We start from the raw sequence: 14,779 nt of genomic DNA, 5'->3' as shown, positions 1-14,779 counted from the left end.
ATGTCCTGGGTGGATGGGTGTTCAGTCGAGACTGGCGAGCCGGCGCAGCGCCCGCTCAGCGGCGCGCTCGGCCGTATCGAAGGGGTCGGTGCGCGGCGGCACGCCGCGAGCTGAGCCGATGAGCGAGGGGATCCGGGTGAACAGCGCCTGGATCAGGAACAGGGTCCAGACCATCAGGAAGAGACTGCCGGTGCGCTCCAGCGTCCACACCGCCGTCGCGAGTCCGAGCAGCAGCAACCCCAGATCCAGCAGAGCCGCGAGTGGGTCGGGCTGGTGGTAGACAACCCGCGTCAGCCAGACCAGGCCGATTTGGGTCAGGATCTGTGGCCAGACCCCGGCGAAGAGCGCGGCGACGACCAGACTGATCGCGAGCCAGACAAACACCAGCAGCACCCGCCCGGCCCGCTCCCGGCTGCGTCCGAGCAGATAGAGGCCATAACCGAGGCCCAGCCCGATGACGATCAGTTGGGCGGCATCGCCGCGCGGCAAAACCAGACTGAAAGCCAGGTGGAAGACCGAGGCGAGCAACGCGGCGATCAGCGCGATCAGCACGCCTTCCCCGAAACTGGGTCGACTCATGACGACGCCTCCCGCTGGCGCTTGGCCCGCAGCAGGGCGACCTCGACATCCGCGTCGCGGACACTCGACGGCGCGCCGGGCCAGGAGTGATCGCCGCCCTCCGGCTCGGTCTCCTGGTCCGGTTCGTGGAGGGCCGCGCGTGCCCGCAGATCCGCCAGCCGTGACTCCTGCTCGGCGAGGCGCCGGCGTCGCGCCGCGTAATCGGATTCCCGACCATTCAGCCGTTGCTTGAGCCCGGCCGCCTGACGCTCGGTCTCCAGCCGACGGCGAATCACCGGGCGCGCCAGTTCTTCCTGGCCGGCCGCAAGACAGTCGTCGAGCGCCTGGTTCGACTGGTCGAGGACGCGGATCAGCTCGGCCTCCTGCTCACACAGGCGCTCGATCTCCCGTTCCGCTCGAACCAGTCCCCGCCGCTCCTCGTCCAATGCCTGCTCCATGTCGCGCACCGCCTGGGCGAGCACCAGATCCGGTGCCTCCAGCCGATCCAGCAAGGCATGGAGATCGGCCCGCATGAGTCGCGACAGCCGTGTGATGAATGCCATGTCGATAACCTCCAGGGTGATGTGTCCGTCCGTGATCCCAGTCTAGGGAGACGGCCTGGAGGCGCGTAGGCCGGATTTGGTAAAAGACGCGGGGGATGTTTTACAAGGAATTTACAACCACCGGGGGCGGTCGGCGGTAAGCTTGAGTTCTGCGATGAGTGAGCGCGATCCTGGCGTGGTACGCGCTCTGGACTGATTGATCAGGGACCATCCAATGCCGCAAAAATCCCGCCTGCTGATCATCGAGGACGAGGAGCCGATCCGGGTCGGGCTGGAGGATCTCTTCGTCTTCCATGGCTTCGCGGTGGAGTCAGCCGCCGATGGTCCGAGTGGGCTCGCCAAGGCGCTGTCCGGTCGCTTCGATCTCATCCTGCTGGACATCATGCTCCCCGGTCTGGACGGCTTCGCCATCTGCGACCGGATCCGCGCGTTCGATCGCGTCCAGCCCATCATCATGCTCACCGCCCGCACGGCGGACGCCGACATCATCCAGGGGCTTCGGCTCGGCGCGGATGACTATATCGCCAAGCCCTTCTCGGTCACCGAGCTGGTGCTGCGGGTGCAAGCCGTGCTGCGGCGCGCCGTTCAGGCGGATCCGGACGGCGTCCGGCTCCAACTGGGCGATCTGGAGCTGGACACCCGGAACCTGCGTGGCCGGCGTGGCGCGGAGGAGATCCCCTTCACCCAGCGCGAGGTCGCGATCCTCAAATACCTGGCCGCCCACGCCGAGCGGCCGGTCTCGCGCGATGAGCTGTTGAACAAGGTCTGGGGTTACGCGCGCGATTGCGGTCTGGAGACCCGGACGGTCGACATCCACATCGCCAAGCTCAGGCGCAAAATCGAGTCCGACCCCGCCGATCCACGTCTGCTGGTGACGGTGCGCGGTCTGGGCTATCGGCTCGCGGGCCATGGCGTATGAGCCCCATACGCGGCCGACGGCCATGAGACGGGGCTCGGAGCATGAGCGCGCGCGCACCCGGCTGAGACTCGGCATCGGGCTCTTCATCCTGGCGCTGGCCGCGCCGAGCCTGTTGCTGGTCCACAAGGCTTACGATCAGATCAAGTGGGAATCCTTCAGACAACAGCAGTTGGCCGCCGAGGAGTTGGCGGGGCGGATCGATGGGGCGCTGGCGGCGCTCATCGCCGTCGAGGACAGTCGACCCATCGAGGATTACGCCTTTCTGACCGACAGGGGTGATCCCGCCCGACCCTATCCCCGTCGCTCGCCCTTGTCGGATTGGCCGGTCGATCCAGCCGTTCCCGGTCTGATCGGCTGGTTCCAGGTCGCCGCGGACGGACGCTTCGGTTCGCCCCTGGTCCCGGAGCCAGGTGTCGCGCCCGCCGATCATGGCGTCACGCCCGCCGATCTGGCGAGGCGTCAGGCGACGGCGCAACGCATCCAGCGCATCCTGGTCGGCAATCGGCTGGTCGAGCGCAATGCACGCGAGAGCGACCTGGGCGCGCCCTCCCCGTCTCCGACCCCCGGCACGCCCGAGGGCGGTCGAGCGGACGAGGCCGTGGGCTCGGAGCCGACGGACGAAGTCGCCACCGCCGCGCTCGAAAAGCCGGAGAAGATGGAGCGCAAGGAGGCGCCGAGCCGACTCTCCCAAGCCGCCTTCGAGCGGCTGGCGAGCGACCGGGCCACGCCCAAGGCCATCTCGGACAAGGCCGCGAACCTCGGGCGGGTCGATGATCTGGAACTGGATGTCAGCCTGGCCGAGCGAGCGCGCCGCAAGGAGCCGGCGTCGCCGACCCTGGGCGCGTCCGACGAATCGGAACCGATCGACGCGGCTCGACCCGCGCCATCGCCCCTGGGGCGCGACCTCCGGACACAGGCGAGACCCGCTCCCGGCGAGGCCCGACAGGCGCCCTCCTCCCAATCGGTCCGTCTGTTCGAAACCGCCGTCGAGCCGTTCGAGGTTGGGCTCCTCGATAGCGGGCATCTGCTGCTCTTTCGTACCGTCTGGCGCGGGGGCGAGCGACTCATCCAGGGCGCGCTCATCGAGCAGGCCGCCTTTCTGGAGCGTCTCGTCGGCGCGCCCCTGGCCGCGACCAGCCTGGCGCGCACCACCCATCTGATCGCGGCCTATCGCGGCGCGGTGCTCGCCACCTTTCGCGCCGAGCCGCTCGACGATTACCGAAGCCGGGCCGCGATCCTGACCAGCGGCGCGCCGCCACTGACCGGCGCCCTCCTCTACCGCGCCCGCCTGCCGGAACCCTTCGGTGGTCTGGAGTTGATCTTTACCGTGAGTCGTCTGCCCACCCCGGCGGGCGCGGTCGCGATCGGCTGGATGGCGGCGGCGCTCGCCCTGGTGCTGCTCGCGGGTGGCTGGCTCATGTACCGGCTCGGACTGAGTCAGCTCGCCCTGATCCGCCAGCAGCAGGATTTCGTCTCCGCCGTCAGTCACGAACTCAAGACCCCGCTGACCTCGATCCGGATGTACGCCGAGATGCTGCGCGCCGGCTTCGCCACCGAGGAACGCAAGACGACCTACTATCGCTACATCCACGAGGAGAGCGAGCGTCTGTCGCGACTCATCGCCAACGTGCTGCAACTGGCGCGGATCGGACGCGACAACCTGGCGCTGGAGCCCAGGCCCGTCGCCATTGGGGAATTGCTCGCGATGGTGCGCGAACGGGTCGCGAGCCAGGTCGAGCGGGCTGGATTCAGGTTGGAGATGGGGTGCGAGAGCCAGGCCGACGTCCTCGTCGATCCGGATGCCTTCGTGCAGATTCTCATCAATCTGGTCGACAATGCGATCAAGTTCGCGGCGAACGCCGAGCCGCGGCGGATACGCATCGGTTGCGAGGAACTGGCCGGCGAGCGGCTGCGGGTGAGCGTGCGCGATTTCGGTCCGGGGATCGCGCGCGAGCAGCGCCAGCAGGTCTTCCAGCTCTTCTATCGCGGGGCGGAGGCCAGGAGTCAAGCGATCGGGGGAACCGGAATCGGGCTGGCCCTGGTGCGGCGTCTGACCCTGGCCATGGGTGGACGTGTCGAGGTGATCGGGGCCGATCCGGGCGCCGAATTTCGTCTGGAACTGCCGCTGGCGAGAACCGGCATGCGCGTGCCCCCCGCCCGGATCGAGCAATAAGGAACGGTGCAAACGTGGGAGCGGCTTACAGCCGCGAAAAACCTCGCGTCGGCGCTCATCGCGGCTAAAAGCCGCTCCCACGAAATCCTATCGATTGGGGCGCTACCCATCCTTGTATCTTGATTTTCGTGGACGCTGGACGGGGTTGACTCAGCCGGACTCAAGCAAGGCCAGCGCTGCCAGGTAATCGAAATGCTCGATCCGGTTTTGGATTCTCTCGCCCTTTTCGCCCAGCGCGACCTGGAGCAGCCTGGACTCGACGCGGATCAATTCGTTGGCGGCCATGTCCCCGGCCGCCAGCAGCGATTTCAGACGCTCGATCAGTTCAGCGAGCCGCGCGGGGTCGGCCGGACCCGCCGTCCCGGTGACCGGGACGAGCCACTGACGGATGTCCGTGGACAGCCGGGTCAGCTCAAGCTCCAGATCGGCGAGAGCCGAATCGATCCGGTCGCTCGGTGCCGCCTCGCGCAGGAGCGCGTCCAGCGTCGTCGCGGCGGCGGAGACCGCGCTCGCGCCGAGCGTGCTGGCCACGCCTTTGAGACCGTGCGTCAGTTGTCGCGCCGAATCGGGCTCGCCGACGGCCATGAAGTCGCGGATCCGGACCGGATCCTCCGCGTGGTTATCCGCCAGCATGCGCAGCAGTTGCGCCAGCTTGGCGGCCTTACCGTCAAGCACCGTCAGGGCGGCCGGAAGATCGAGACCCGCGATCCGGGCCAGCCGTTCGAGCCAGACGGCATCGTCGTCGTCCGGCACTGGCGCCTTCCGGAGATCGGGCGCCGGCCGGTCCTGGGGCAGCCATTTCAAAAGGGTCGTATAGAATTGCTCGGTATCGATGGGTTTGGCGATGAAATCATTCATGCCCGCCGCCTCGCAGATCCGGCGATCCTCCGCGAAGGCGTTGGCTGTCATGGCCAGGATCGGGCGCGACCGCCAACCCGGCAGGGCTCGGATCAGCCGGGTCGCCTCCAGGCCATCGAGACGCGGCATCCGCATGTCCATGAGAATCAAATCGGGATTGCCGTCGCGGGCCAGGGTCAGGGCCTCCAGTCCATCCGCGGCGGTGTCGACCTCGAGACCGACGCGACGCAGCAGATCCACGGCTACCTCGCGATTGACCGGATTGTCCTCGGCGAGCAAGACACGGCGGCCTTGCCGCTGGGCACTCAGGGTCAACTCGGCATCCTGCTCGACCCGCGGCGCCACTCGCGGCCGGCTCCCCACGCCGCGCGCGAGCCAGGCGGTGAACCAGAAGGTACTGCCCTGTCCAGGGACGCTGTCGGCACCCGTCTCGCCACCCATCAGGCGGGCCAGACGGCGCGTGATGGCCAATCCCAATCCAGTGCCCCCGAATTTGCGCGTGGTGGAGGAATCCGCCTGCTCGAAGACGGAAAACAGCTTGGGCAGGATCTCGGGTTCGATCCCGATGCCGCTGTCACTGACCTCGAAGCGAACCAGCAGCCGCTCCTCGCGTTCTTCCTGCCGCCGGATGCTCAACCGGATGAATCCCCGCTCGGTGAACTTGAGTGCGTTGCCGACATAATTGAACAGGGCCTGACGCAAGCGGGTCGGATCGCCGCGCAACCAGTCCGGAATCGCCTCGCTTTCGATCTCCAGGCTGAGCCCCTTGGCCCTCGCCCCCTCCTGGATCATCCCATGCACCGACTCGAGCACCTCGGACAAGGCGAAGTCGGTCTCTTCCAGCCGCAGCCGGCCCGCCTCGATCTTGGACAGATCCAGGATGTCGCTGATGACGCTCAATAGGTGATGCGCCGCCGCCTCGATCTTGGCCAGACGATCGGCCTGGGCGTCATCCCGGCTCTCGCGCCGCAGCAGTTGGGTGAGGCCGACGATGGCGTTCATCGGGGTACGGATCTCGTGGCTCATGTTGGCCAGGAAGGCGCTCTTGGCCAGGCTGGCCGACTCCGCGCGTTCGCGCGCCTCGGCCAGTTCCGCCGTGCGTTGGTTGACCAGATCCTCCAGGTGATGACGGTGCAGATCGAGTTCCTCGCCGATGCGCTTGCGCTCGCTGATGTCCTCCTGCACCGAGACGAAGTGGCTGATCGACCCGTCGGGCTGTCGGATGGGCGCGATGATGGCGAAGCAGACGTAGCTTTCGCCGTTCTTGCGCCGGTTGTGGAATTCGCCCCTCCAGATCTCGCCCCGGCGACGCGCCTCGTTCAGCGCCACGTAGGTCTCCGGTGGCGTCAGTCCCGAGCGCAATAGGGCCGGACTCTGGCCGATCATGTCCTCCAGCGCATAGCCGGTCTGGTTCAGGCACGCCTGGTTGACGTATTCGATCCGGGCCTCGGCGTTGGTGATGATGATGCTGGCCGGACTCTGCTCGACGGCCAGCGAGAGCTTTCTCACTTGCTCCTCCGCGGTCTTGCTTTCGGTGATATCGCTGAAAATACAGGCGAATTGACCCTCGCGCGGCGAGTAGAAGTGATTGCGATACCAGCGCCCCGTCGTCTGAGTGAATCCCTCGATAATAGCCGGCTCGCGGGTCAGCGCGACCCGCTTGGTCACCTCGAACCAGAATGGCTCCAGTCCGGGCAAAACCTCACGCGCGCGATAACCGACGACCGTCTCGCGCGGGCGTCCGAGGATGCGTGAATGGGCCGGATTCACATCGAGAAAACGCCAGTCCACCGGCTCGCTCGACTCATCCTCGATGAGTTCGGCCAGATAGAAGCCTTCGCGCATCGACTCGAACAGCTCCCGATAGCGGGCCTCGCTGTCGCGCAGGGCGGCCAGGGTGGCGCGGACGGCGCTGATATCGCGGGCGATGCCGAGGACGCCGATGAGTTGGCCCTCGGCATCGCGCACCGGGGTCTTGATGGTCTCGACCCATAGACGGTGACCATCGTTGGCGAAACGGATCTCTTCCTCGTTGACCGAGGGTCCGCCCGCCGCGATGGCGGCCAGATCCTTCTCACGGAAGAAATCGGCCAGCTCGCGGTCGACGAAATCGTAGTCGGTCTTGCCGACGATCGCGGACTCGGGGACACCCAGAAGGTTTTCGAAACGCGCGTTGCAGGCCAGGAAGACCCCCGCCGGATCCTTGAGCCAGACGGGATCCGGCAGGGTTTGCAGCAGCGTCTTGAGCTGGCCGCGCTCGCGCTCCAGGGCCAGCTCGCCGAGCCGGCGCGCGCTGTCGTCGCGGAAGACCAGCACGATTCCCCGAGGCGGGTCGCCGTCGTCGTGACGGATCGGCGAGGCGCTGCCGCGGATCGGCGTCTGGGCGCCGGACGTCGAGAGCAACCGGATCCGGTCGTCCAACGCCACGATCTGTCGCGTATCCAGCGCCCGAGCGACCGGATTCTCGACCGGCCGGGTTTGCTCGTCGATCAGGCTTATAACCTCGTTCAGCGGCCGACCCACCGCCGCCGACGGGTTCCAGCCGGTCAGGCGTTCAGCCTCCGCGTTGATAAAGGTGACCCGCCCCTGAAGGTCGGTCGCGATCACCCCATCGCCGATGCTGGCCAGCGTCACGGTCTGCAACAGCAGGTTGGCCTCGGTGCGCCGTCGGGTCCAGTGCATGAGTTCGCTGAGGAGGCTGACCAGCAGACCATTCATGATCAGGAGGCCCCATTGCAGCAGATCATGCGTGGCCGCGATGGTCAGGCTCCCGGTCGGTGGGATGGTGCTGTAATTGATACCGAGTACCGCGCCGAGCGTCGCGGTCAGACCGGGGCCGAAGCCACCGACGATGGCGCTCAACAGGATCGGGAGCATGAGGAGGATCAGGCGTGGCTGTTCGCCGAAGGAGACGGCCATGTGGTCGCGGATCAGCAGGGTGGCGGCCGTCAGGGCGACGGCCAGCAGGTACAGTGTCCAGCGCGGCCAGCGTCCGACGGCCGCCGGACCGGACGGCATGAGCGGCGAGCGCGCGGACCGGTCGCGCGCGCCGCCGAGCAGGCGTCGCATCAAGGCGTAGAGCAGGCCCGAGGTCACGGCGACGAAGACCCAGCCCTTGAGTATGCTGGCGGCCGCCATGTCATCCGGATCGCGAACCAACCGCGCCAGGATGACATCCGAGAACAGGATCCAGAGTGTCGCGAAGAGTACGTAGGACATCACGACCCAGATCATCGCCACGCGCAGGCGCGAGTCGCCGGCATCGGGGGCGGATGAATCGAGGGATGAAGGATCATCCATGGTCTAAAGGCCCCTGGATGGGGTGGACTCGGTCGGAAACTCCAGCCGGCGCGGGGTCCGCAGCAGGGCCTCGAACTCGGCGGCCGGCAGCGGGCGGCTGAAATAATAGCCCTGCATTTCGTCGCAATCGTTGGCGCGCAGAAACTGGAGCTGCGCCTCGGTTTCCACGCCCTCGGCGAGCGCCGCCAGGTTGAGGCTGTGCGCCAGGGCGATGATCGCCACGACGATCGCGGCACTGCTGGAATCCACCACGATGTCGCGGACGAAGGACTGGTCGATCTTGAGACGATCGATATCGAAGCGGCGCAGATAACTGAGCGAGGAAAAGCCGGTGCCGAAATCGTCGATGGAGAGTGACACCGAGAGATCCTTCAACCGTCGCGTGGCCTCGATGAAGCCATCCGTATCGGTCATCACGGCGCTTTCGGTCAGTTCGAGTTCCAGGTACTGGGGCGCCAGCCCGGTCTCGCTCAGGATGGCGGTGGCTATGGCGACGATATCGCCGGCGGCGAACTGACGCGCCGACAGATTGACCGCGACCGTCAGCGGCGGCAGTCCGGCCACCTGCCAGGCGCGGTTCTGGCGACAGGCCTCGCGCAGCACCCACTCTCCCAGCGGCACGATGAGACCGGATTCCTCCGCGAGCGGAATGAAATCGCCCGGCGAGATCATGCCGCGTATCGGATGCGACCAGCGTACCAGCGCCTCGGCGCCGATGATCTGGCCGCTGCGCAGATCGAGTTGCGGCTGATAGTGGAGCACCAGCCCGCCCTGTTCGATCGCCTGACGCAGACCGTTCTCCAGGTCGAGCCGTTCGAGCGCGCGCGCATTCATGGCCGGGGTATAAAAACGGAAAGCCTGCCCCCCCGCGAGCTTGGCCCGGAACATGGCCGCGTTGGCATTGCGCAGCAGTTCCTCGCCGCTGTCGCCATCCTTGGGGAAGACGGCGATGCCGATACTGGCGGTGAGCACGAACTCACGCCCCTCGATGCGCAGCGGCGCGGTCAATTCGGCGAGGATCGGCTGGGCGTAACAATCGATCCCGTCGCGCTCGTTCGCCCCCGTCACCAGGATGAATTCGTCGCCCTCGACGCGCGCCAGAGTGTCGGTCGGAGACAGGAGTCGCGCCAGCCGTTTCGCCACGTCGAGCAGGGCCTGATCGCCGGCGGCGCGTCCGAGACTCTCGTTGACGCCCTTGAAGCGGTCGAGGTTCAGGGTCAGGATCGTCAGCGGACTTCCATCCTCGCGACTGCGCTCGATGGCCCGCGCCAGCCGGTCGGACAGCAGATTGCGGTTGGGCAGACCCGTCAGGTCGTCGAAATTCGACTTGCGTTCGAGACACGCCTGGACCTGCTCGCTCACGGCCAGGGCGGATTGCGCCTCGACCACGCGCCGCGCCACCTCGTTCTCCAGAAAGGCGTTTTGATCGCGTAACCAGTCGCGAACCTGCTTCAGTCCCAGTTGAGCCCGCACCCGCGCCAGAACCAGGGGCGCGACGATCGGCTTGGTGATGTAATCCGCGGCGCCACGCTCCAGACCCAGGATTTCCGCCTCGACGCTGTTCATGGCGGTGACGAAAATGATCGGCACATCCTGGGTGCGGACATCGGCGCGCAATCGCTCCATGACCTCGTATCCATCCATGTCCGGCATCATCACATCGAGCAGGATCAGATCCGGACGCGGCTCGGAGACGGCGTACTGAAGCGCGGTAGGCCCGGAATTGGCCGCCTTGACGCGGTAACCGGCACCACGCAGCAACTCACCGAGAACCGCCAGATTCTCCGGCACATCATCGACGATCAGAAGCGTTGCCGACATGATCGGCCTCCATTCGGTCCGCAAGGCCATCTCTGGCGTGTTTGGAATTTCGCGATGGCGCCTTGATCGATTCAAATGAAGCGCCGCGGCCATGACCCGCCATTCTTCACCACATCGAGTGCGCGTTATTTGAATCCGATCAAGAAACGGGCGCAGTGCCGGGTTCCATCCGAGGCTCAAGATGGGCATCGCTCTCGCTCTGCCAATCCTACGGGTCGACTCAGCGCTTGTACAAAACCCTCGTAGGATGGGCAAAGCGCCGCGATGCCCATCCCGTACACTCCGAGGTTCGGATGGGCACGCCTGTTAAGCCTCGGTCGTATGATGCGATAGAGCGCGAGATTTGCCCATACACGGGTCGAACCCAGGCCGGGTTGAATCGTTTCAGAACATCTCAGGACAAGGGGCGGACCAGTTTGCGGACGTCCAGCACAAGGACCACCAGAAGAAAGACGCCCATGAACCAGTTGAGCACCACGGCATAGGTCTGGCGCGCGTCGCTGTGCTTGGCGTAGCTGAAGAAGAAAGGTGACTCGGATGACGCGGCCGCTCGGCGATCGGCTCGCGTGACATGAAGCTTGAGCCTCGGGGCGTACAGGCTGGGCAGGCCCGTTACGCCTCCGTCGTATGGCCGATGCGATAGAGCACGGGTTTTGCCCATCTACGGGCGATGGCCGGTGCGCCGCACTCTTGGTCGCACTCGGCGCTATCGGGGGAACGGGAATCGGGCTGGCCCTGGTGCGGCGTCCGACCCTGGCCATGGGTGGACGTGTCGAGGTGATCGGGGCCGAGCCGGGCGCCGAATTTCGTCTGGAACGGCCTCGGGCGAGGGCCGGCATCCGCCCGACCCTCGCCCCGTCCGACCCGAACAACAGCCCCCCAACGGATCTCCCGGTAACGGCCTCCCTGCGCGTGGCTCCATCGAAAAATCCAAGGCCCTCGAACCGATCACTCGATCAGAAACCTCGCGATCTCCTTCTCGGCCCCTCTTCCTCGACCCTGACGCCAATCCGCGCGAATCCGGGTTGAAGAATGGCCCGCGTGGCCAATCCCAACAGGCAACCATAGAGGAAAACCCAACCCGATAGGGTTCCGAACCACATTTGGATCTCTGTCATGTCCCCACTCCGGTTGGTCAATGCGCTTGCCAGGATGGCCCCTCGCCTTGTTGGATCCGCCGACCCTCCGCGGACGCGGCGGCCCTCATTCCCACGACTCAAGCCTAGGTCAGCCCGCTGGGCGGCGACGCGACGCCCGTCACAATCGCGAACCGGCGTCCGGCGCGCTCAGATCGCGCTGGAGGGCAGGCGCGCCTGATATTTTTCCAGAACCCGTCTCAGATTCAGGATGCTGAACGGCTTGACCAGAAAACCGTCCACTTGGTAGTCGCGGGCGGCCCGCACGTTTTCCCTGGTGCTGCTGGCGCTGATCAGACAGACGAAGGCGTCCGGCGACCAGGACTTGATCTGTCTCAAGGCGCCGAGACCATCGAGATTCGGCATGTCGATATCCAGGAACACCAGATTTGGGGCGTCGTTGAAAAAACGGCTGATCGCCTGCTTGCCGTCCTCCGCCGGGATCACCCGCCGCACGCCCTGATCGGTCAGGATGTCCGTGAGCAGTTTCCTCGCCAGGGGTAAATCATCGGCGACCAGGGCCGTGGTCCGCTCCAGGGGCGCGGGCAGGCTGGCCGTGAGGCGCAATCCGTCGTCCTCGATGGGGGGGCGCCTCGTGACGGATTCCGTGTCGAATCCGTCTGGCGGGGCCTCCGCGATGGGAGCCCTCTGACACCATCCCTGCCATTTCAGAATCTCGAGCTTTTCTTCTTCGTAAACCTTGGCACCCTGGCTCGCCAGCAAGGCGCCGTCGCATGTGAATACCGCATGGGGTAGCGGAGCATTCGACGTGATCGCCTCCGCCTCGACTCGAATCATCCGCCATCGACTTGACATATTCTCTCCAGCTCACGGAGCCGCTCCGCGATTCCCTCGTCATGATCCTGACGTGCCCGTGTTTCGATCACCCCGGCCACGCGGGTCGCCTCGGGCAGGCCGAAGCTGCCCGCCACGCCCTTCAACTTGTGAGCGATGGTCGCCAAGTCGCCGTACTCTTGCCGCTCCAGCGCCCGACCCATCGCCTCCAACTGGCCAGGCAGCTCGGCCAAAAAGGTCGCGCGCAACTCGCGATAGCGGGCCGTATCCCCAGGGGTCAATGACTCGGACGGCGAATTGCGCGACATCGCCGCCTTCATCCAGTCGGTCTCTGCGGACATCCACTGGCACGTCTCGCGCTTCCACGCCGCCTACGAGATGCGTGACATCCAGGCGACGCCCTCCGAGACGCTGAGACGCGCGGCGGTCATCGGCCACGAAGTGGGACTGAGATACGTCTACGTCGGCAACCTGCCCGGCGATGGCGGCGAGAACACCGATTGGGCGGCAAGGTATGCGGACCGATCGTGGCGGAACTGCTCCAGAAAACTGCCGCTTCTGGCGAGCATTAGGCTGTGAAATCGATATGCCCCGTTGAACGTTTCACAATCTCTCAGGACAAGGGGCGGACCAGTTTGCGGACGTCCAGCACAAGGACCGCTAGGAGAAAGACGCCCATGAACAGGGTTCCGACCAGCAAGGGGTTCCAGCCCGTCGTGGTCTGGAGCCATTCGCTCGCCAGATAGAGTCCGATTCCCAGGCCGACGTAACCCAGAACCTTTCCGATCTGGTAGGGCACCGGATAGTAACGACGCCCCAACAGGTAGGACATCAATACCATCGACCCGTAACAGACCAGATGCGCCCAGGCCGCGCCCTTGTAGCCATGCACCGGCACCCACCAGACAAGCAGCCCTATGGTGATGAGGGCGCCGGCCAGCGAGACACCAGCCCCCAGGAGGGTGCGGTCGGTCAGCTTGTACCAGATCGAGAGGTTCACGTAGATGCCGAGCGCCAGGTTGGCAAGCAGCAGCACCGGCACCACGACCAAGCCCTCGCGATAGGCTTCGCCGACGAAATACTGGAAGACGTCCATGTAGAGCGTCACCAGCAGGAAAAGAAAGACACAGCAGATGACGAACCAGTTGAGCACCACGGCATAGGTCTGGCGCGCGTCGCTCTGTTTGGCGTAGCTGAAGAAGAACGGCTCGCCGGCGTAACGGAAGGCCTGGATGAAGAGCGACATGAGGATCGAGAGCTTGTAGCAGGCGCTATAGATACCGAGCTGGGCCATGTTGGTCTCGGCATCGAAGGGCAGCAGATACTTGAGCGCGGCGCGGTCGAGCATCTCGTTGATGATGCCGGCGAAGCCGATGACCACCATGGGCAGCGAGTAGCGGATGAGCTGCTTAAACAGGGCCGTGTCGAAACTTCCGAGACCGCCGAGCAACTGGGGCGCGAGCATCAGCAGCTTGATCAGGCTCGCGATCAGATTGGCGATGAAGACATAGCCCACGCCGATCCTCGGATCCCAGATCTGGCCGAGCCAGGATTGGGGATCGCTCTCGTGGGCGGAGCGGCAGACATAGATGAAGAAGATGGTCAGGCCGACGTTGGCGCCGATCTCGAACAACTTGATCGCGGCGAAGCGCCCCGCCCGATCCTCGGCGCGCAGACGGGCGAAGGCCAGGGCGCCGATCGAGTCGAGCGCCAGGATCGCGCCGCACCACCAGATGAATTCCGGGTGACTCGGATGACGCAGCAGCTCGGCGATCGGCTCGCGCGACATGAAGAGCGCGAGAAAGAACAGGCCATTGGCCAGCACCAGGAACCGCAGCACCGTCCCGTAGACGATCTCGGGTCGCCACTCGCCACCGGAGCGGAACCGGAAATAGCCCGTCTCCAACCCGAAGGCCAGGAGCACGGCCAGGAATCCGATATAGGCGTAGAACTCCGCCACCACGCCATACTCCGCAGGCGCGAAGCTGTAGGTCAGGAACGGCACCAGCAGATAGTTGAGAAAGCGTCCGAAGACGCTGCTGACACCGTAGATGGCGGTCTGGGAGGCGAGTCGTTTGAGTGGGTTCAAGGCGGGGCGTCCGTGATGCGTCCGGTCGAAACGAAAGGGCGCATTCTATACCGGGCGGGTCGCTAGTCACTGTATGGTGGTTGGGGCAGGTCGGCACGATGAAGCTCAGGCTTCGTGCCTTCGTCCCACTTCGTTAGGCGATTTCCGGGAAAGTCCATACCAACCTAAACGCGATGTTCGAGTTTTTTTCGGTGTCGGAAGGGTAACCAAGCGCGGCATGGCGGTTCTGGGCTACGTTGAGAGGAACGAACCACCCCAACGCGCACCAGGAGACCGTCATGCCGCTCGAAGACTTTATCATCGCCGTGTTTTGCTGGGTAGACGACCACCTCGCCCAAGTCACTGGCGAGCGACGCTTGCGGCAACGAGGTGAGGCGCCGAAATTGAGTGACAGCGAAGTCATCACGCTGGAGGTGATCGGCGAATTTTTAGGTTGGGAGCTCAGTACAGTACAAAACGAATAGCCTCGCCTAGCTAATACAGCACGAGCCTCATGTCATGCTCGACCTTGAACGGTCGTCCATCGAGCATGAATCCGAGGACACAGAGCCGTTCGGCGCCGAAGCT

Annotated in this window: 11 protein-coding genes and 1 pseudogene; 4 read left to right on the top strand and 8 right to left on the bottom strand. The window is 65.2% G+C overall.

The window, feature by feature from the left end:
- Nucleotides 1–21 precede the first annotated feature (21 nt).
- The gene (locus CKO27_RS12910; protein ID WP_200375311.1) at nucleotides 22–579 is read right to left on the bottom strand and encodes a hypothetical protein; all 558 of its coding nucleotides are present in this window, start codon (nucleotides 577–579) and stop codon (nucleotides 22–24) included.
- Nucleotides 576–1,121 (bottom strand): PspA/IM30 family protein, encoded by a 546-nt coding sequence (locus CKO27_RS12905; protein WP_200375310.1) that lies wholly within the window; start codon nucleotides 1,119–1,121, stop codon nucleotides 576–578. The genes CKO27_RS12910 and CKO27_RS12905 overlap by 4 nt, the downstream gene beginning before the upstream one ends.
- A gap of 214 nt (nucleotides 1,122–1,335) precedes the next feature.
- Between CKO27_RS12905 and CKO27_RS12900 the strand changes: the two genes are divergently transcribed.
- Complete coding sequence (locus CKO27_RS12900) at nucleotides 1,336–2,040, top strand: response regulator transcription factor (protein WP_200375309.1); 705 nt, start codon at nucleotides 1,336–1,338, stop codon at nucleotides 2,038–2,040.
- Between the two features lie 22 nt (nucleotides 2,041–2,062).
- Complete coding sequence (locus tag CKO27_RS12895; RefSeq protein WP_200375308.1) at nucleotides 2,063–4,213, top strand: sensor histidine kinase; 2,151 nt, start codon at nucleotides 2,063–2,065, stop codon at nucleotides 4,211–4,213.
- Nucleotides 4,214–4,363: 150 nt separating this feature from the next.
- Here the strand turns inward: CKO27_RS12895 and CKO27_RS12890 are convergent, their stop codons facing one another.
- From CKO27_RS12890 to CKO27_RS12870, 5 genes are all read right to left on the bottom strand, one after another.
- Nucleotides 4,364–8,371: a PAS domain S-box protein gene (locus tag CKO27_RS12890; RefSeq protein ID WP_200375307.1), complete on the bottom strand. Its 4,008-nt coding sequence runs from the start codon at nucleotides 8,369–8,371 to the stop codon at nucleotides 4,364–4,366.
- Between the two features lie 3 nt (nucleotides 8,372–8,374).
- Complete coding sequence (locus CKO27_RS12885) at nucleotides 8,375–10,192, bottom strand: EAL domain-containing response regulator (protein ID WP_242470898.1); 1,818 nt, start codon at nucleotides 10,190–10,192, stop codon at nucleotides 8,375–8,377.
- A gap of 394 nt (nucleotides 10,193–10,586) precedes the next feature.
- Nucleotides 10,587–10,853 carry a hypothetical protein gene (locus tag CKO27_RS12880; protein ID WP_200375369.1) on the bottom strand — a complete coding sequence of 89 codons (267 nt, stop codon included), beginning with the start codon at nucleotides 10,851–10,853 and terminating at the stop codon, nucleotides 10,587–10,589.
- A 625-nt stretch (nucleotides 10,854–11,478) separates the two neighbouring features.
- Nucleotides 11,479–12,126, bottom strand: coding sequence for a response regulator (locus tag CKO27_RS12875; RefSeq protein WP_200375306.1), 648 nt, complete (start codon nucleotides 12,124–12,126; stop codon nucleotides 11,479–11,481).
- Entirely contained in the window at nucleotides 12,123–12,431 is a 309-nt protein-coding gene (locus CKO27_RS12870) for an Hpt domain-containing protein (protein ID WP_200375305.1), read from the bottom strand. Before CKO27_RS12870 ends, CKO27_RS12875 begins: the two co-directional genes overlap by 4 nt.
- On the opposite strand from CKO27_RS12870, the gene CKO27_RS12865 reads away from it, so the two are divergent.
- A complete protein-coding gene (locus CKO27_RS12865; protein ID WP_200375304.1) occupies nucleotides 12,421–12,702 on the top strand; it encodes a radical SAM protein in 282 nt (93 codons plus the stop codon). The genes CKO27_RS12870 and CKO27_RS12865 overlap by 11 nt on opposite strands.
- A 34-nt stretch (nucleotides 12,703–12,736) precedes the next feature.
- On the opposite strand, the gene CKO27_RS12860 is transcribed toward CKO27_RS12865, so the two are convergent.
- Nucleotides 12,737–14,212, bottom strand: a complete 1,476-nt coding sequence (locus CKO27_RS12860; RefSeq protein WP_200375303.1) for an oligosaccharide flippase family protein — start codon at nucleotides 14,210–14,212, stop codon at nucleotides 12,737–12,739.
- 278 nt (nucleotides 14,213–14,490) lie between these two features.
- On the opposite strand from CKO27_RS12860, the pseudogene CKO27_RS12855 reads away from it, so the two are divergent.
- A pseudogene (locus CKO27_RS12855) lies at nucleotides 14,491–14,646 on the top strand (IS982 family transposase); the annotation flags it as partial.
- Nucleotides 14,647–14,779 lie beyond the last annotated feature (133 nt).

It is taken from the genome of Thiocystis violacea, from assembly GCF_016583575.1.
In the GTDB taxonomy this organism is placed as follows: Bacteria; Pseudomonadota; Gammaproteobacteria; order Chromatiales; family Chromatiaceae; genus Thiocystis; species Thiocystis violacea.
This window is presented reverse-complemented; position numbering and strand designations above follow the sequence as displayed.

Excerpts from the sequence above, each read along its gene's own strand:
- CKO27_RS12910 (WP_200375311.1), bottom strand. The coding sequence starts at position 579 with ATGAGTCGACCCAGTTTCGGGGAAGGCGTGCTGATCGCGCTGATCGCC.
- CKO27_RS12905 (WP_200375310.1), bottom strand. The coding sequence starts at position 1,121 with ATGGCATTCATCACACGGCTGTCGCGACTCATGCGGGCCGATCTCCAT.
- CKO27_RS12900 (WP_200375309.1), top strand. The coding sequence starts at position 1,336 with ATGCCGCAAAAATCCCGCCTGCTGATCATCGAGGACGAGGAGCCGATC.
- CKO27_RS12895 (WP_200375308.1), top strand. The coding sequence starts at position 2,063 with ATGAGACGGGGCTCGGAGCATGAGCGCGCGCGCACCCGGCTGAGACTC.
- CKO27_RS12890 (WP_200375307.1), bottom strand. The coding sequence starts at position 8,371 with ATGGATGATCCTTCATCCCTCGATTCATCCGCCCCCGATGCCGGCGAC.
- CKO27_RS12885 (WP_242470898.1), bottom strand. The coding sequence starts at position 10,192 with ATGTCGGCAACGCTTCTGATCGTCGATGATGTGCCGGAGAATCTGGCG.
- CKO27_RS12880 (WP_200375369.1), bottom strand. The coding sequence starts at position 10,853 with ATGGGCAAAACCCGTGCTCTATCGCATCGGCCATACGACGGAGGCGTA.
- CKO27_RS12875 (WP_200375306.1), bottom strand. The coding sequence starts at position 12,126 with ATGATTCGAGTCGAGGCGGAGGCGATCACGTCGAATGCTCCGCTACCC.
- CKO27_RS12870 (WP_200375305.1), bottom strand. The coding sequence starts at position 12,431 with ATGTCGCGCAATTCGCCGTCCGAGTCATTGACCCCTGGGGATACGGCC.